The 17,912-nt window shown below is 64.6% G+C and carries 11 protein-coding genes; 7 read left to right on the top strand and 4 right to left on the bottom strand.

The window, feature by feature from the left end:
* Positions 1-216 precede the first annotated feature (216 nt).
* From J5251_RS04115 to J5251_RS04095, 5 genes are read left to right on the top strand one after another with little or no spacing between them, the layout of a single operon-like run.
* Positions 217-3,936: a nitrate reductase subunit alpha gene (locus J5251_RS04115; protein ID WP_139006353.1), complete on the top strand. Its 3,720-nt coding sequence runs from the start codon at positions 217-219 to the stop codon at positions 3,934-3,936.
* Complete coding sequence (gene narH / locus J5251_RS04110; RefSeq protein WP_139006352.1) at positions 3,936-5,726, top strand: nitrate reductase subunit beta; 1,791 nt, start codon at positions 3,936-3,938, stop codon at positions 5,724-5,726. Before J5251_RS04115 ends, narH begins: the two co-directional genes overlap by 1 nt.
* Positions 5,723-6,346: a nitrate reductase molybdenum cofactor assembly chaperone gene (gene narJ, locus J5251_RS04105; RefSeq protein ID WP_208575287.1), complete on the top strand. Its 624-nt coding sequence runs from the start codon at positions 5,723-5,725 to the stop codon at positions 6,344-6,346. The genes narH and narJ overlap by 4 nt, the downstream gene beginning before the upstream one ends.
* On the top strand, positions 6,343-7,095 hold the full coding sequence (gene narI, locus J5251_RS04100) for a respiratory nitrate reductase subunit gamma (protein ID WP_083339684.1): 753 nt from the start codon (positions 6,343-6,345) through the stop codon (positions 7,093-7,095). The genes narJ and narI overlap by 4 nt, the downstream gene beginning before the upstream one ends.
* A gap of 12 nt (positions 7,096-7,107) precedes the next feature.
* A complete protein-coding gene (locus J5251_RS04095) occupies positions 7,108-8,319 on the top strand; it encodes an MFS transporter (protein WP_074700319.1) in 1,212 nt (403 codons plus the stop codon).
* A 151-nt stretch (positions 8,320-8,470) separates the two neighbouring features.
* Here J5251_RS04095 and J5251_RS04090 read toward each other — a convergent pair whose 3' ends face one another.
* Positions 8,471-9,643, bottom strand: a complete 1,173-nt coding sequence (locus J5251_RS04090; protein WP_208575286.1) for a globin domain-containing protein — start codon at positions 9,641-9,643, stop codon at positions 8,471-8,473.
* Positions 9,644-9,996: 353 nt separating this feature from the next.
* Here J5251_RS04090 and J5251_RS04085 point away from each other — a divergent pair, with 353 nt between their 5' ends.
* Complete coding sequence (locus tag J5251_RS04085) at positions 9,997-12,669, top strand: multicopper oxidase domain-containing protein (protein WP_074700321.1); 2,673 nt, start codon at positions 9,997-9,999, stop codon at positions 12,667-12,669.
* Between the two features lie 95 nt (positions 12,670-12,764).
* On the opposite strand, the gene J5251_RS04080 is transcribed toward J5251_RS04085, so the two are convergent.
* Both J5251_RS04080 and J5251_RS04075 read right to left on the bottom strand, forming a co-directional pair.
* Positions 12,765-14,432, bottom strand: coding sequence for a SulP family inorganic anion transporter (locus J5251_RS04080; RefSeq protein WP_074700322.1), 1,668 nt, complete (start codon positions 14,430-14,432; stop codon positions 12,765-12,767).
* A complete protein-coding gene (locus tag J5251_RS04075; RefSeq protein WP_074700323.1) occupies positions 14,429-14,806 on the bottom strand; it encodes an ArsR/SmtB family transcription factor in 378 nt (125 codons plus the stop codon). Before J5251_RS04075 ends, J5251_RS04080 begins: the two co-directional genes overlap by 4 nt.
* A gap of 278 nt (positions 14,807-15,084) precedes the next feature.
* Between J5251_RS04075 and J5251_RS04070 the strand changes: the two genes are divergently transcribed.
* The gene (locus J5251_RS04070) at positions 15,085-16,260 is read left to right on the top strand and encodes an ATP-binding protein (protein WP_074700324.1); all 1,176 of its coding nucleotides are present in this window, start codon (positions 15,085-15,087) and stop codon (positions 16,258-16,260) included.
* A gap of 266 nt (positions 16,261-16,526) precedes the next feature.
* Here the strand turns inward: J5251_RS04070 and J5251_RS04065 are convergent, their stop codons facing one another.
* A complete protein-coding gene (locus J5251_RS04065) occupies positions 16,527-17,888 on the bottom strand; it encodes an MFS transporter (RefSeq protein WP_208575285.1) in 1,362 nt (453 codons plus the stop codon).
* Positions 17,889-17,912 lie beyond the last annotated feature (24 nt).

Genomic DNA, 17,912 nt, shown 5'->3' with positions numbered 1-17,912 from the left:
TGACGGCACACGCCTGCATTATTTCCTGCCGTCAGGTGGACGTGGTTTGAGCGGCCTGCTGTTCAATCAGGCGGCCGCAGTTCAGTTCGTTGCCGTTCCCACCGTCCTTGGCGCCACGCTTCGGGGTCAGCAAGTAAAGGGGCGGATATCGGAAGTTAATTTTGTCTGCACCTTCAGGCTATGGTCATCGTCACATTCGTTTCGTAGGGTGAAGCCATGGCAGCCGGACCGATCAAACCTGGAACCGATGGCAGCGCCTCCGACGCAATGTTGGCAGTGGGGCGGTTTTTCACGCGCTGGGAACAGAGCGATGACGGACGCGCCGTGTACCGAGAAGGCGGGCGGAAGGGTGATGTTTTCTACCGCGACCGCTGGAGCCACGACAAGGTAGTCCGCTCCACGCACGGGGTGAACTGCACCGGATCGTGCTCCTGGAAGGTGTATGTCAAGGACGGCATCATCACCTGGGAGTCGCAGCAAACGGATTATCCTTCCGTGGGCAATGACCGCCCGGAATACGAGCCCCGGGGCTGTCCCCGCGGCGCGGCTTTCTCCTGGTACACGTACTCGCCCACCCGCGTGCGCTACCCGTATGCCCGCGGCGTGCTGCTCGAGCTGTACCGTGAGGCGAAGTCACGGCTGAAGGACCCGGTCCTCGCGTGGGCCGACGTCGTCGGCGATCCGGTGCGCCGGAAGAAGTACCAGCAGGCCCGCGGCAAGGGCGGCCTGGTCCGGGTGTCGTGGCAGGAATCCATCGAGATGGCTGCCGCCGCGCATGTCCACACCATCAAGACGTACGGGCCGGACCGGGTCGCGGGTTTCTCGCCCATTCCGGCGATGTCCATGGTCAGCCACGCGATAGGTACGCGGTTCATCCAGCTGATCGGCGGGGTGATGACTTCGTTCTACGACTGGTACGCCGATCTGCCCGTGGCCAGCCCGCAGGTCTTCGGTGACCAGACGGACGTGCCCGAATCCGGTGACTGGTGGGATTCGACGTACCTGATGATGTGGGGCTCCAACGTGCCGGTCACCAGGACGCCGGATGCGCATTGGATGGCGGAGGTCCGTTACCGGGGCACCAAGGTGGTTACGGTCAGCCCGGACTATGCGGACAACACCAAGTTCGCGGATGACTGGCTGCCAGCCCAAGCCGGCACGGACGCAGCACTCGCCATGGCGATGGGGCACGTGATACTCAAGGAATTTTTCGTTGAGCGTCACGTGCCTTTTTTCACGGACTACGTCAAGCAGTACACGGACCTGCCGTTCCTGATCACGCTCACGCCCTCGCCGGACGGCTCGTCGCTGGTCCCGGGCAAATTCCTGACCTCGGCCGACCTGCCGGAACTGGCAGGCAGCGAAGACGCCGAATGGAAGACGGTGCTGCTGGACGAGGTCACGGATAAGCCGGTCGTCCCCAACGGATCCATGGGCTTCCGCTACAGCGAGTCCGGCAAAGGCAAATGGAATCTGGAACTCGGCGATGTCAAACCCCGGCTGAGCCTGTACGAGTCCGGCGGCGAGAGCGCCGAGGTCCAGCTGCCGTGTTTTGAAGCGCCGGACGGCTCCGGTTCGGTTCTGCGCCGCGGCGTGCCGGTGCGCAGCATCGGCGGCAAACTGGTCACCACCGTCTTCGATCTGATGCTGGCCCAGTACGGTGTCGGCCGCGACGGCCTGCCGGGCGAATGGGCCGGAGAGTACGACGACGGCGCCACGCCTTACACCCCGGCGTGGCAGGAAGCCATTACTTCCGTCCCGGCCAGGATGTGCATCAAGATCGCACGGGAATTCGCCCGGAACGCGGAGCAGTCCGGCGGCCGGTCGATGATCATCATGGGCGCCGGAATCTGCCAGTGGTTCCACGGGGACGCGACCTACCGGTCCATCCTGTCACTGCTCCTGCTGACCGGTTCGATGGGCCGCAACGGCGGTGGCTGGGCCCATTACGTCGGGCAGGAAAAGACCCGCCCGATTACCGGCTGGGTTTCCTTGGCCAACGCCCTGGACTGGTCCCGCCCGCCGCGGACCATGACCGGAACCTCGTACTGGTACATGCACACCGGGCAGTGGCGCAATGACGGCTACTCGGCGGACTCGCTGAGTTCACCGCTGGCCGAGGGCCACCTCAAGGGCATGCATACTGCGGACACCATCTCGAAGTCCGCGCGGCTGGGCTGGATGCCGTTCTACCCCCAGTTCGACAAGAACCCGCTGGACCTGGCGGCTGAAGCCGAGCAGGCGGTAGAAGACGGCCAGGCCGCCAATGCCGCCGGCTACGTGGCCAACCGGCTGAAAGAGGGAACGCTCAATCCGGCCATTGAAGACGTGGATGCACCGCAGAACTGGCCGCGGACGCTGATGCTGTGGCGCTCAAACCTGATGGGCTCATCGGCGAAGGGCAACGAGTATTTCCTGAAGAACCTGCTGGGCACCCACCACAATGTCATGGGCAACGCCGCCGAGGCCTCGATGACGCGTCCCGACGAAGTCAAATGGCACGAGGAGACTCCCGAGGGCAAACTGGATCTGCTCGTCTCCGCCGACTTCAGGATGACGTCGACCACCCTGCTGTCCGACATCGTGTTCCCCGCTGCCACCTGGTACGAGAAGCATGATCTGTCCTCCACGGACATGCACCCGTTTGTCCATGCCTTCACCCCTGCCATCGATCCACCGTGGGAGGCCAAGTCCGACTTTGAGATGTTCCACCAGTTGGCGGAAGAGTTCTCCCGCCAGGCAAAGACCCACCTCGGAGTGCGCAAGGATCTGGTCAGTGTTCCGTTGCAGCATGACACCGCCGGACAGATCGCCCAGCCCGGAGGAGTGGTCAGGGACTGGCGGGACGGGACCACCCCGGCCGTGCCGGGGAAGACCATGCCCGTCTTCACCGTCGTCGAACGCGATTACACGGCCATCGCGGACAAGCTGGCCGCCGTCGGCCCGCTGGCCGACAAGCTGGGCTTTACCGTCAAGAACATCAACTACAAGCTGGACCATGCCCTGGACTGGCTCGCCAAGAAGAACGGGGTGATGCTGGGTGGTTCGGCCGACGGGCGGCCGGCCATCGAGACCGATGCCAAGCTCGCGGAAGCCATTCTGACCTTCTCCGGAACCACCAACGGCGAGCTGGCAGTCCACGGGTTCCGGGAGCTGGAGAAACAGACGGGCCGCGACCTGGTCGACCTGGCCCTGGGTTCGGAAGAGAAACACATTACCTTTACGGACACGCAATCCGCGCCGGTGCCCGTGATTACCTCGCCGGAGTGGTCCGGCTCCGAAACCGGTGGCCGCCGGTACGCGCCGTTCACCACGAACATCGAACGGCTCAAGCCCTTCCACACGCTCACCGGCAGGATGCACTTCTTCCTGGACCACGACTGGCTGCGGGATCTCGGCGAGGCATTGCCGATCTACCGGCCGCCGCTGGACATGCACCGGCTGTTCGGCGAACCCCGTCTGGGGCAGGACGGATCGGCCGAGATCACCGTCAGGTACCTGACCCCGCACAACAAATGGTCCATCCACTCGGAGTACCAGGACAACCTGTTCATGCTCTCGCTCTCCCGCGGCGGGCCAACCTGCTGGATCAGCAAGGAAGACGCCGCGGCCATCAATGTCATAGACAACGACTGGGTCGAGTGCGTTAATGCCAACGGCGTCTATGTCTGCCGGGCCATCGTCAGCCACCGGATGCCCGCGGGGGTGGTGTTCGTGCACCATGCCCAGGAACGGACCATCGACGTGCCGAAGTCGGAGGCCACGGGACGTCGCGGCGGTATCCACAACTCCAACACGCGGCTGCTGGTCAAGCCCACGCATCTGATCGGGGGGTACGGCCAGCTCGCTTATGCCTTCAACTACCTTGGCCCTACCGGGAACCAGCGGGACATGGTCACGACAATCCGCAAGCGTTCGCAGGAGGTCAGGTACTGATGAAAGTCATGGCTCAAGTGGGCATGGTGATGAACCTCGACAAATGCATCGGTTGCCACACCTGCTCGGTGACGTGCAAGCAGGCGTGGACCAACCGCGCCGGCACCGAGTACGTCTGGTTCAACAACGTCGAGACGCGGCCGGGCCAGGGTTACCCGCGCCGCTACGAGGACCAGGAGAAATGGCGCGGCGGCTGGGAGCTGAACCGGTGGGGACGCCTCAAGCTCAAGGGCGGCGGCCGGCTCAAGAAGCTGTTCGGCATCTTTGCCAGCCCCGTCCAGCCCGAACTGGACGACTACTACGAGCCCTGGACCTACGACTACGAAACGCTCACCGATGCCCCGCTCGGCGACGACTTCCCGGTGGCCAGGCCCAAGTCGCTCATCACCGGCAAGGACATGAAGGTCGAGTGGTCCGCGAACTGGGACGACAACCTGGGCGGCACCTCGCAGCTGGGCCATCTTGATCCCATCGTCGAGAAGATCCGCAAGGAGTCCGAGGAGAAGATCAAGTTCGAGTTCGAGCAGACGTTCATGTTCTATCTGCCCCGGATCTGCGAACACTGCCTCAACCCGTCCTGCATGGCCTCCTGCCCGTCCGGCGCCATCTATAAGCGCGAAGAAGACGGCATCGTCCTGGTGGATCAGGACCGCTGCCGCGGCTGGCGGCAGTGCATCACGGGCTGCCCGTACAAGAAGATGTACTTCAACCACAAGACCGGCAAAGCCGAAAAATGTACCTTCTGCTACCCGCGCATCGAGGTGGGCATCCCGACCGTCTGTTCCGAAACCTGCGTGGGACGGCTGCGCTACATCGGCATCTTCCTCTACGACGCGGACCGGGTAACCGAGGCCGCGTCCATCGAAGATGAAAAGGAGCTCTACCAGGCCCAGCTGGACCTCATGCTGGATCCCAACGACCCCGAAGTCGTCGCCGGAGCCCGCGCCGAGGGCATCCCGGAGGACTGGATGGACGCCGCACGGCGCTCACCGGTCTACAACATGGCCAAGGTCTACAAGGTCGCACTGCCGCTCCACCCGGAGTACCGCACCATGCCAATGGTCTGGTACGTGCCCCCGCTGTCCCCGGTTGTCGATCTGCTCAGCGAGCAGGGCCACGACGCCGAGGACGCCGGGAACCTGTTCGGCGCCATCGAATCGCTGCGCATCCCGGTTGAGTATCTGGCGGAGCTCTTCACCGCCGGGGACACCGAGATTGTCACCGGTGTACTCCGAAAGCTCGCCGCCATGCGTTCCTTCATGCGCGGTATCAGCCTGGGCAACGACCCGGACGATTCAATACCGGAAGCCGTCGGTATGGAGCCCGAGGCCATGTACGAGATGTACCGGCTGATGGCGATTGCCAAATACAACGAACGCTACGTCATCCCCAAGGCCCACGTTGAACAGGCGCACAATCTCGAAGAGATGGGCTGCTCGCTGGATTTCGACGACGGACCGGGCATGTATCCCTCCGATCCCTTCGGCGAAGCCAGCGGCAAGCCCACACCCGTGGCCGTGGAGAACTTCTACGCGCTCAAACAGCGGCAGACCACCGATGGCCAGACGGAACCAGGGGAATTGCGGGGACGGGTCAACCTGCTCAACTGGGACGGCCGCGGTGTCCCGCGCGGGCTATTCCCAAAAACCGAAGACAATCCGCAAATGTCACCCGACTCTCCTGCCCACGGCGGCGGCGCAGCAGGTCCCGGGCCGGACTACGGGGGTCCCAGCTCCCAGGCCGGACCAAGCGGAAACCCGCTGGAGAGCCAACCACCCCGGGAGCCATGATGCAGCGGCAGCGGGTAACCTACCTGGCCGCGTCCTGGTGCCTGGGGTACCCGGACGAGGAACTGCTGGAACGAATGCCCCTGATACGGTCCGCGCTGGCCGAGTTCAACGGGCTTGACCGCTCGTTCGGCGACGTCCTGAACGCCCTGACCGCCAAACCGCTTGCCGAAGTGCAGGCCTGGTACGTTCAGGAATTTGACCTCAGCAAGAGGCACGCCTTGCACCTTTCCTACTGGACCGACGGCGATACGCGCCGCCGCGGCGAGGTCCTGATCGGCTTCAAGCAGGTCTACCGGGACAGCGGAATGCTGGTCAATACACACGGCGAACTGCCCGATTACCTGCCGATGGTCCTGGAATTCGCGGCAATGGTGGACCTGGCAGCCGGGCGGGAACTGCTGACCAGGTACCGGCCCAGTCTCGAGATGCTGCGCCTGGCGCTGGTCGACGACAGCCTCCCGCACGCACAGGTCCTGCAAGCTATCTGCGACACCCTGCCGGGAGCCTCGCCGACCGACCGGCAGCAAGTGATGAAGATGGCCGGTTACGGCCCGCCCACGGAAAGCGTGGGCCTGGAACCGTACGATCCGCGTTTGCTGCCGATGCAGGGAGGACAATGATGGACATTCTGCTCTGGGGCGTGCTGCCCTACGTCATGGTCGCCATCCTCGTCGGCGGCAGTATCTGGCGGTACAAATATGACCAGTTCGGCTGGACCACACGCTCCTCGCAGCTCTACGAATCGAAGCTGCTGCGCATCGGCTCGCCGATCTTCCATTTCGGTATCCTCGCGGTCATCGCCGGGCACTTCTTCGGCCTGGTCATTCCGAAGTCCTGGACCGAAGCAGTCGGCATGAGCCAGGACTTCTACCACTTCAATGCACTCTTTGTCGGCGGCATCGCAGGGATTGGCACCCTGGGCGGCATCATCCTTCTGATCATCCGCCGCCGCACGACGGGGCCGGTCTTCATGGCCACCACCAAGAACGACAAGCTCATGTATGTGGTGCTGGTAGCGGCGATAGTGTTCGGACTCTGGACAACGCTGGCCAGCGTCTTCCTGGGCGGCCACGGCCACAACTACCGCGAAACTGTCTCGCCGTGGTTCCGGTCCCTGTTCATCTTCCAACCGGACATCGCCTCCATGGCAGCCGCTCCGTTCTCCTTCCACCTGCACACCCTGGTGGGGATGCTGCTGTTCTGCATCTGGCCGTTCACCCGGCTGGTGCATGCGTTCACCGCGCCCCTGCACTACCTGTTCCGGCCCTACATCGTCTACCGCAGCCGCGACGTCGGCACGGCCCCCGGGAGCCGGGCGCGGCAGCCGGGCTGGCAGCCGGTAGGCACCCGGGACCGCGAGCGGAAGTAGAAAGGAATTCCGGTGGAAAAAGGCGCCCCGGGCCAGACCCGAAACCTTGTCCTTGCCACGCTCGCCTCGGTCATGGCGTTCTGGGCCTGGACCATCATCGCCCCGCTCAGCGCGAGCTACACCCAGCAAATGGACCTCAGCTCCACCCAGACGTCCATCGTCGTCGCGATGCCCGTCTTCGTCGGCTCGCTCGGCCGGATCGTCATGGGAGCGCTGACGGACCGCTTTGGCGGACGGGTGATGTTCACGGCGGTCCTGCTCGCTACGACCCCGGCAGTTCTGCTGGTCTCGCTGGCCGGTGTCCTGCAGTCCTACCTGCTGCTGGTCATTTTCGCCTTCCTGCTCGGCGTGGCCGGCACCATCTTCGCCGTCGGAATTCCCTTTGTCAGCCCGTGGTTCGAGGCATCACGACGCGGCTTCGCTACGGGTGTATTCGGTGCGGGCATGGGCGGCACGGCGCTGGCCGCATTCCTGACCCCGCGCCTGGTGGGCTGGATCGGCTACTTTCCCACACACCTGCTGGTCGCGGTCCTGCTGGTGGCGGTGGCCGCCGTCGTATGGTTCTTCCTGCGGGAAGCCCCCGGCTGGACACCGAACACTAATCCTGTTGTGCCCAAGCTGCTGGCAGCCGCCAAGCTCAAAGTGACCTGGCAGATGTGCTTCCTTTACGCCGTGGTCTTCGGCGGCTTTGTCTCGTTCAGCAACTACCTGCCGACCTACCTCCGGGACATCTACGAGATGGACCCGACGGGCGCCGGCACGCGCACGGCCGGGTTCGCGCTGGCGGCCGTGCTGGCACGGCCGGTCGGCGGCATCCTGGCCGACAAGATCGGCTCCAAACCCGTCGTGCTGGTGTCCCTGGCAGCGGTGGCGGTACTGGCCTTCGTCGTCAACCTGCGGCCCGACGGCGAAATCCCCGCCGGCCTGACGTTCCTGGGCATGGCCTCTGCCCTCGGGCTGGGCACCGGCGGTGTCTTTGCCTGGGTCGGAACCAGTTCCCCTCCCGAACGGGTAGGCTCCGTGACCGGTATCGTGAGCGCGGCCGGCGGACTGGGCGGCTACTTCCCGCCGCTGGTCATGGGCGCCACCTACAACGCCGAGGACAACAGCTACGCCATCGGACTGCTCCTGCTCGCGGCCACGGCCCTGATAGCGCTGATCTACACCTGGCTCTACCTCAAACGGCAGCCATCCCGGCGAGCCGCGGAGACCGAGGCAATCTAACGGGCGTCCCCAAAGGCTGATGTTGTTGACCGCGCACCTGCGCGGATCGGCCCCTTCGAAGGGCCGGGCCGTCACGGAGGGTCTGGCCGCCCGGCCACCAGCTGGAAGGGTTGGCGACTGTCCGGTATCGGCAGAATAAAACCGCCCGGCCCTAGCTGGCGGAGGCGAGCCAGAGGTCCGGGCCGAAGACCTCATAATGGATTTTGGTGGCGGGGATGCCTGCGTCGATCGCCTGGCTGCGGATGGACTTCATGAACGGCAGCGGGCCGCAGACGTAGACGGAGGCATCGGCCGGAAGCTCGACGTCCTGCAGGGACATGAAGCCCGTGCTGGCGCCTTCGGCCGGTTCTTCGAGCCACAGCTTGAGGTTGGCGCCGTCGAGCTTTTCGATGTCGTTGACCATCTGGTCGCGGAGGGCCCAGGCTTCCAGGTTCTTTTCCGCGTGCAGCACCATGACTTCGCGGCTGGAACCCTGCCGGGCCAGGGAGCGCAGCGCGGATGCGGAGGGGGTGCAGCCGATGCCTGCCGTTGCGAAGACCACCGGAGTGTCGCCCTCGTCCAGGGTGACGTCGCCGTAGGGATTGGACAGCTCGAGGACATCGCCGATCTGGACGTTGCGGTGGAGTACGGGGGAGACTTCGCCGCCGTCGTCGAGCTTGGTGGTGAAGACGCGGCGGTCGGTGGAGTCGACGTCGGCGGAGAGCGAGTACTGGCGGACCTGGTGCAGGCCGTCGGGCAGTTGGACCTTGACGCTGATGAACTGGCCGGGGCGGGCGACGGTGACCGGGGTGTCGTCCGCCGGCTCGAGGACGAATGTCATGGCGCCGGTGCCGGCCGGGTTCTTCTCCACGACCTTCCACGGCATCCACATCTTGTCATTGGCCTGCCGGGCGTAGAGGCCCTTTTCGATCTTGATCAGGGCGTTGGCCATCAGCCAGTAGACCTCGGTCCAGGCTTCGGCGATCTCGGCGGTGATCACATCGGCCAGTTCTTCGGCGATGGCTTCGAAGAGGTACTTGTAGACGATGTCGTACTGGTCTTCGGTGATGCCCAGCGAGGTGTGCTTGTTGGCGATGCGGCTGAGCATGGTTTCGGGGATCAGATCCGGGTTGGCGACCAGGGCGGAGGCGAAGGCCGCGATGGAGCCGGCCAGGGCCTTCTGCTGCTCCCCGTTGCGCTGGTTGGCGCGGCTGAAAAGGCCGTCCAGGAGTTCCGGATGCGCCGCGAACAGGCGGCTGTAAAAGTTCGGCGTAATGCTCCCCAACCGCTCGCCCACCAGGGGGAGGGTGGCTTCAATGATGGGGCGTGATTTCTCCGAGAGCATCGTTACTCCTTGGGTCAGAAGGTGGCTGATGCCTCAAAAGTAGCATTCGATATACTGGTTTAAATCCACATTTCTACACACCGTAGAAAGTTGCCTGGTTTTCCGCGGCCCATTCGGCCGTGGTGTGTTTGATATCACAGTAGGGATCGATCTGGTTTGATAATGCATGCAGGCAGTTCCATCACGGCTGCAGGCCCTGCGGCTTTCGCCGGAAGGGGTTACGCGGGTGGCGAGGGGTCCCCGCCCTCGCCGCAGCAAGCCTCCTCGGAGCCGCGGCCACGTCGATGGCCACGACGACGGCGTGCCTTAACGAAACCGGCCCCACTGAATTCCAGTAGAAGAGCAAAATCCCTATGACAACGAAAGCGGCAGGGCAAACCCTCCGGCCGGCGCGCCGGTCCTCATGGCACCGCAAGGCCAGCCTTCCGGTCACCGTGTGGTTTGTGCTGCTCGTTGTCCTGGCGTTCGCGCATCCATTCGTCCCCGAATCGCGGTGGCTGCTGGTCCACATGTTCACGCTGGGCATGGTGACCAACTCCATCCTGGTCTGGAGCCAGCACTTTACCGAGGCGCTGCTGAAGAACCGCCTGCCGGATACGGCGCGGGCTATGCAGCTGTGGCGCATCCGGACCTTGAACGCCGGGATCGTAGTGACCATTGCCGGCATTCTGTCCGGCATCTGGCTCCTGACATTGATCGGCGCCGTAGTGGTGGGCGGTTCGGTTGCCTGGCATGCCGTGCATCTGATGCTGCAACTGCGCCGCGCGCTGCCATCACGGTTCGCCACCACGGTGAAGTTCTATATAGCAGCCGCGTTGCTGCTGCCGGCCGGGGCCGCTTTCGGGGCGGCACTGGCCTACGGATTGAACGACGCGGCCCATGCCCGCCTCCTGCTGGCACACCAGGTGACCAATCTGCTCGGCTTCGTCGGACTGACGGTGATCGGAACCCTGATCACGCTCTGGCCTACCATTCTGCATACCCGGATGCCCGCCGGGATGGACCTGGCCGGTTGGCGCAGCCTGGTTGCCATGGGCGCCGGACTGGCGGTTTCGGTACTCGGGGCGCTGGCCGGGCTGGCTCCGGCCGCAGCCATCGGTGTCCTGCTTTACCTGGCCGGGGTGGCCTACATCGGCGTGTACTTTATCCGCTGTGCCCTGGCGAAGCGGCCGGACGATTTCCCCGGCTTTTCGGTCGGCGCCGGACTGTTGTGGCTGGGTGGATCGCTGATCGCGCTCTTCGCGATGCTGGTCTCCGGACCGCTGGACCCGCATCGGTTGGAAGAGCTGACCGCGCCGTTCGCCGCCGGGTTCGTGGCCCAGGTGCTGCTGGGCGTGATGGGCTACCTGATGCCTGCCGTGATGGGCGGAGGCCCTGCGGCGGTCAAGGCAGCCGGCGCGCAGATGAGCAAATTCGCGATGCTGCGCATCGCCGTCGTGAATTTTGGTTTGCTGCTCTGCGTGCTGCCGGTGCCCAGCTGGGTGCGGGTCATCGTATCCGTGCTGGTGCTGTTGGCGTTCGCCTCGTTCCTGCCGCTGATGTTCCGGGCCGTGAAAGCCTCTGTTGCGGGGCGGAAGGCGCTGGCGGCCAACGGCGGCAAGCCGCTGCCGCTGCAGGTCGGGGCAGCGCCCCGGCCGAAGAACCACCTTGCCTGGGGCGCCGCCGGGGTGATCCTGGTGCTGCTCGGCGCGGCCGGCGGTGTGGCCCTGGACCCGGCAGCGCTGTCCGGTTCCACCGCTCCAGCCTCCGCAGTTGAACCTACCGGCGAGACCACTACGGTCCGGGTCTCGGCCAACAATATGCGCTTCTCACCCGCATCCGTGGATGTCCCCGAGGGCAACCGGCTGGTCATCGAACTGACCAACGAGGATCCCACCACGGTGCATGACCTGCGGCTGGCCACGGGGCAGGAATCCGGCCGGCTCTACCCGGGCGAATCCGCCACCCTCGACGCGGGCATCATCGGCACGGACACAGAAGGCTGGTGCACCGTGGTGGGCCACCGCAGCCAGGGCATGGTCTTTCAGATCAAGGTGACCGGCTCCGCCGAGGCCGGGAGCGCGGCGGATGCTGGAATCGCGGCGCAGGTTCCGGCCGACGGCCATGCAAACCACATGAACAACGACGACGGCACGGGCGTTGCCGCAGACGTGCTGGATTTCCATGCCCCGCCGGGCCAGGACTTCGAGCCGCGTGCAGCAGAGCTGGCGCCGGCTGCGCCTCGCAGCACGCACCAGCTGACCCTCAACGTCGAGGAACTGGCGCAGGAGGTGGCTCCCGGCATCGTGCAGCAGGCCTGGACCTTCAACGGCCGCGTCATGGGGCCGACGCTGCGGGGCAAGGTCGGCGACAGATTCGAAATCACGCTGGTCAACAACGGAACCATGGGCCACTCGGTGGACTTCCATGCCGGTGCTGTTTCCCCGGACGAGCCCATGCGGACCATTCCGCCGGGCGAATCGCTGGTGTACGAGTTCACGGCAGAGCGTTCCGGCATCTGGCTCTACCACTGCGGCACCATGCCGATGTCTGCGCACATAGCCTCCGGCCTGTTCGGCGCGGTGATCATCGACCCGGCAGACCTGCCGGCGGTAGACAAGGAGTTCCTGCTGGTCCAGTCCGAGGCCTATCTCGGTGAGCAGGCCGGGCCGGTAAACGTGGACAAGATTGCTGCAGACGATCCGGACATCGTGATGTTCAACGGCCACGCCACGCAATACATGCACCACCCACTGAAGGTGAAGGCCGGGGAGCGCCTGCGTATCTGGCTGCTGGCCGCAGGTCCTTCCCGCGGCACCAGCTTCCATGTAGTGGGCGGGCAGTTCGACACCGTGTTCAAGGAAGGCGCCTACCTGCTGGAGCCGGACAACGCCGAACGGGGCGGGGCGCAGGCCCTTGACCTGGCGGCCGCGCAAGGCGGATTCGTCGAGCTCGGGTTCGCGGAGGCCGGCCGATACACGTTCGTCAACCATGCCTTCGTGGACGCCGAACGCGGGGCGACGGGCGTCATTGAAGTAGCCGACTAGCTGGAAGAATAGCGGTGCACTGCTCCAGCTCCCTGTCTCTCTACCGGGAACACCTCCGGCGGACGCTTCTTATCTGGCCCTTCAGATCAACGCCACTATGACATGCCTCGAGTTCTAGCGGTCGTTGTTTGCTGCCGGGCACGTGAGACGTGGCTGCGCGCGTGTTCCACGGCCGGTTCCAGCTCTGCGAACAGGTGTTTGTGGTGGCGCAATGATTCCAGTACGCCCACGTGTGTTGCCAGCTTCAGGTGCCGCTCCTGGATCCCTTTGATGAGGACCGTGATCCCGCGGCGTTCCAGGGCGGTCACGAGCTCGGCGATAACCCTTGCCCCGGTGGCATCGAGGATCTGCAGCTGGGACATCCGGATAATGACCACGTGGACACTGCGGATGGCGCTCACCCGTTCCAGCACGCGCTCGGAAGCCCCGAAGAACAAGGCGCCGTCAAGGCGGAAGAGGGCAATCTGTTCGTCCCCGTCCTGTGCCGGGCCGGGAAGTTCCTCGCGGTGCACGCCGCTGGCCTTGACCAGGGAGCGCAGGGCGAAGAAGGCAGCGACGACGATACCGATTTCCACCGCCTGGATCAGGTCAAAGGACACCGTAATGACGGCGGTGACGAAGAAGGTGACGGTATCGGCGCGGGTGGAGCCGATGACGCTGCGCAGGGTCGCCGGGGAGATCATCCGGAAAGCGGTCACCATCAACACACCGGAAAGTGCTGCCAGCGGGATCTGTCCCACCGGCCCGGTGGCCAGGTAGACGACGCCGAGGAGCACCAGCGCGTGCACGATCGTGGAAGCGCGGGTCTTTGCGCCGGCCCTGATGTTGACGGCGGTCCGGGCGATGGCCCCGGTTGCCGGCATGCCTCCGAAGAAGCCCGATGCCACCGATGCCAAGCCCTGACCCACCAGCTCGCGGTCCGGATCGTAGGGACCGGTATCCGAGATGGACGCGGCCACGCGCGCCGACAGCAGTGACTCGATGGCGGCCAGCGCCGCGATGGTCAGGGCCGGGCCAAGCAGCGCCGTGACGAGACCCGGATCGAAGTAAGGAACGGATGGTGCCGGCAGCGAGCTGGGCAGGTCGCCGATCCTCGTAACGGGGAGCCCGGCCAAACCTGCAACCAACGTGGCAACAATGATGCCGATGATGGACCCGGGCAGCTGCGGATGGATCTTCGGGGCGGCCAGCATGATCGCGGCGACAATCAGGACCAGGACAAGGGGCCAGAAAAGGGTGGAGAAGTCCGTGTTCCGCAGCGATTGGAACGCAGCGACGGCGGCATTGGTGCTGTCACCGGCCGGCACACCGAAGGCGGCGGGGACCTGCTGCAGGAAGATGATGATGGCGATGCCGAGGGTGAAACCCTCAATCACTGGCCACGGAATGTAGCCGACCGCGCGGCCGAGTTTCAGGGCGCCCGCGGCCAGCACGATGACGCCGGCCATAATCGTCACGAGGGCCAGGGACTGCATGCCGTGCAGGGCAATAACCGGTGCGAGCACCACCACCATTGCACCGGTGGGGCCGGAGACCTGGACATTGGAGCCACCAAAAACAGCGGCCACAACCCCGGCCACGATGGCCGTGATCAATCCTGCGGCCGCGCCGGCTCCCGAACTGACGCCGAACGCCAGAGCCAGCGGCAGGGCAACGATGCCCACCGTAATGCCGGCAATCAGATCGTTCTTCCAACTGCGCTTCAGCGGGGCATAGTCCGCCGTGCCCGGCAGCAGTTGGCGGGCCGAACGCAGGAGGCTCACGGCCGGTCCTCCGCACTCACGGACATTGCTGGCGCAATGGAGAGTTCAAGATTCTTCTGCGTGGTGGCCAGCACTTCGGTCAGCAGGCTGCGGGCCACCCTGAGCAGGTCGGCGACCTGCGGGTAGGCCAGCCGGTAAAACACCTGCAGGCCACGGCGCTCGGCCACTACCAGATGATGGCGCCGCAGCACGGACAGGTGCTGCGAGAGGTTCGAGGCTTCCTGACCCGTACCGCCAATGAGGTCGGCCACGGAAACCTGCGGCGACTCCGCCAGGAGTTCGAGCACACGGATCCGCACCGGATGGGCCAGGCCTTTGAAGAGGTTCGCCTTGACCTCGTAAAGCGGGGCGTGGAAATCGGGTTGATCTACCATAGGCAGCTTTCACTAATCAATTAATTTAGGTTTCCATCATATAGCAATTCAGATAGCGGGGGCCGCCTTGGTACAAGAAAGGGTTCTCACGCACCCGACCTGCCCTCACATGACCGACAGGGGTGAGCCGAAGGGAGTGACAGGAGATCAAATTCATAGAACTGCAGGTGGCATGGTCATATGCGCCGCTATCGGCCATTGGGATGCATCGCGCGCAGTGATTTGAAGTTATGGCGGCTTATTGGAAAATTCCAATAAGTGCACATAAACTCCTATACATGGAACCTGCCCTGAACCCTTACAGTCCCGGGTCCGGCCTGCAGCCGGGTTTTCTAGCCGGCCGGCAGGCCGAGATCGACGCTTTCGACTTACTTTTGGTCCGAACCGAGCGGTCCTTCTCCAACCGCGGAATGGTGCTGAGCGGGCTGCGGGGCGTCGGCAAAACAGTGCTGCTTAACCGGCTTCGGGGCCTGGCGCTCCATCATGACTGGCTGACGATCAAGATCGAAGGGCAGCCGGGGGAAGCCGGTGCCGCCGAGGCGCGTAAAACCCTTGCCCGCGAGCTTCAGGTGGCCTCCCGGCGCTACATCGGCCGTGTCGGGCTGGAAAAATTCCGTCAGCTGCTGGGAACAGTCACGTCTTTTACTGCCGGGTTCGGGGTTGAAGGTATTTCGCTCGGGGTGGAGCGGGATCCGGCGCGGGCGGGAACGGGTTTGATCGAAATTGACCTCCGTGACCTGATCGAGGATGTTTCGGCGGCAATGCGAAGCATCCGCAAGGGGTTCATCATCTTTATCGACGAAATGCAGGATCTGGACGAGGACCTGCTCTCTGCTCTCGTCACCTGCCAGCACCATGCCGGGCAGCTGGAGTTGCCCTTCTACATCGTCGGAGCGGGCCTGCCGAATCTGCCCGCCCGTTTGGCTGAGGTCCGCAGCTACGCCGAAAGGCTCTTTGATTTCCGCCTCATCGGGACCTTGGCCGAGGCCGATGCCAGAGAATCTTTCACCGTTCCGGCCAAGCAAGTGGGCGCCGAGTACGGCAGCAAAGCCCTGGACATCCTGGTAGACGTTACGGGCCGTTACCCGTATTTCATCCAGGAATTCGGCAGCGCCATGTGGGAAGTGGCCCAAGCCTCGCCCTTCACCGAAGAGGACGCCCAAGCGGCGGCAACCATCGGTCTGCAGCGGCTGGACTCCGGGTTCTTCCCCTCGCGCTGGGACCGGGCAACCCCGCGGGAACGCGAATACCTGGCGACCATGGCCCTCGACGGAGACCAGGGGTCATCAACCGGAGAGATCGCACAACGCCTGAGTGCCAAGGCCACCAGCCTGGCGCCTACACGGGGCCAGCTGATCGCCAAGGGCCTGATCTACTCCTCCGAGTACGGGAAAGTCGCCTTCACCGTCCCAGGGATGGCGGATTTCATCAAGCGACAGCACCACGAGATCTGATCCCAGATCCTGCCGAAATGGCGAGGACAGCTTCGCCTATGCCGCAGAGGAAGGGCCTCCCACAGACTTTCGAGGTTGTTGTTGCTGCTTCCCTGATTCCATGCCGGCATCAGCACTGAGACATATGCGCCGTTATCGGCGTCGACTTCGGATGCCCTGAGGGAGATACCTACCTTCCAAAACCGCAGTGCGCCCAGTCTGGGGACTATTCGAAGGGACGGTGGTTCCGGATCGCCACGCCGTAGCGATCATCGGTGGTGTGCAATCTAACGGTTGCTGAGGTCGACTCCGCGGCCTTCGCGCAGCGAGAGTACAGTCGCCGTGCCGACGAGCAGCAGGGCAATCGTGTACAGCGCGAAAGCGGTGGGGCCGGCGTCGCCGAACCAGATGCCGAATCCGGCCTGCAGGTAGGCCGCGGTGCCGCCGAACGCCGCCACGCAGAGCGCATATGGGATGGCCACGCCGATGGTGCGGACGGCGGTGGGGAAGAGCTCCGAGTACACCGCTGGCATGATCGAGGCCGATCCGGCGATGAAGATCAGCATGGCAGACATGGCCAGGCCCAGCTGCAAGGCCGAGTCCCGGACGAACCAGGTAGCGGGGAAGAAGAGCAGGGCGCTGCCAATGCCGCTGATGAGCAGGACCGGTTTGCGGCCGATCCGGTCCGAGAGCCGGCCCCAGAGCGGCAGGGCCACGATGAACACCAAGTTGGCCGCCACGCCGGCCCAGAGCGCCTCCGCCGCGTCAATCTTTAGCACGTTGATGGCGTAGGCGGGGGTGGAGACGCCCCAGACGTAGTAGGCGACGGTCAGGCCTACAGTGAGGCCGATGACCTGCAGGGCCTGGCGCCAGTGCCGAGCCAGATCGGTGAACAGGCCGCCGCGGGCCGGGGCGTGGTGGCCGGGGACGACGGCGTCATGGGCGGCCGCCTCGGACTTGAAGAGTTCGGACTCTTCCATGCGGGAGCGCATGATCAGAGCGACCAGCCCGAAGACTGCGCCCAGGAGGAAGGGGATGCGCCAGCCGTAGGCGGCCATGGCTGATTCCGGCATGGCGCTGGAGAGGACTGCGCCCAGCAGGGTGCCGAACAGGATGCCGACCGTGCCCGAGGCGTAGATCAGCGATGCCCAGTAGCCGCGGCGGGAGGACGGTGCCATTTCCGACAGGTAGGTCTGGGCGCTCGGCAGCTCGCCGCCGTGCGCGAGGCCCTGGATGAGCCGTGCAACGAGCAGCATGAGGGACGCGCCTGCGCCGATCGAGTCGTACGTGGGGGTGAGGCCGATCGCGAGGGAGCCCAGCGAGGCCAGACCGACGCAGAGCGTCATCGATGCCTTCCGGCCGACCTTGTCACCGATCCAGCCGAAGATGAAACCGCCGAGCGGTCTGGCCACGAAGCCGACGGCGAAGATCGCGAGGGTCGCGAGGAAGGCGCTGGAGGAGTCTTGCTTGCTGAACAGCTGGGAAGCGATGAAGGAAGCGAAGGTGGCGTAGATGGCCCAGTCGTACCATTCGACGGCGTTTCCGGCGCCGGTGCCGATCAGCGTCTTGATGGTTGTGGACCGGGGCGGACGGGTCTCGGGGGCGGACCCGTCGGACTGCTTGGTGGTGTGGGGGCGGGGGAAGGACATCGAAGTCTCCTGGAGGCAGGGGGG

The sequence above is a fragment of the Arthrobacter crystallopoietes genome, from assembly GCF_017603825.1.
GTDB lineage: Bacteria > Actinomycetota > Actinomycetes > Actinomycetales > Micrococcaceae > Crystallibacter > Crystallibacter crystallopoietes_B.
This window is presented reverse-complemented; position numbering and strand designations above follow the sequence as displayed.

Bases quoted from the DNA above. Each gene is read 5' to 3' on its own strand.
- J5251_RS04115 (WP_139006353.1), top strand. From the start codon at position 217: ATGGCAGCCGGACCGATCAAACCTGGAACCGATGGCAGCGCCTCCGAC.
- narH (WP_139006352.1), top strand. From the start codon at position 3,936: ATGAAAGTCATGGCTCAAGTGGGCATGGTGATGAACCTCGACAAATGC.
- narJ (WP_208575287.1), top strand. From the start codon at position 5,723: ATGATGCAGCGGCAGCGGGTAACCTACCTGGCCGCGTCCTGGTGCCTG.
- narI (WP_083339684.1), top strand. From the start codon at position 6,343: ATGATGGACATTCTGCTCTGGGGCGTGCTGCCCTACGTCATGGTCGCC.
- J5251_RS04090 (WP_208575286.1), bottom strand. From the start codon at position 9,643: ATGCTCTCGGAGAAATCACGCCCCATCATTGAAGCCACCCTCCCCCTG.
- J5251_RS04085 (WP_074700321.1), top strand. From the start codon at position 9,997: ATGACAACGAAAGCGGCAGGGCAAACCCTCCGGCCGGCGCGCCGGTCC.
- J5251_RS04075 (WP_074700323.1), bottom strand. From the start codon at position 14,806: ATGGTAGATCAACCCGATTTCCACGCCCCGCTTTACGAGGTCAAGGCG.
- J5251_RS04070 (WP_074700324.1), top strand. From the start codon at position 15,085: ATGGAACCTGCCCTGAACCCTTACAGTCCCGGGTCCGGCCTGCAGCCG.
- J5251_RS04065 (WP_208575285.1), bottom strand. From the start codon at position 17,888: ATGTCCTTCCCCCGCCCCCACACCACCAAGCAGTCCGACGGGTCCGCC.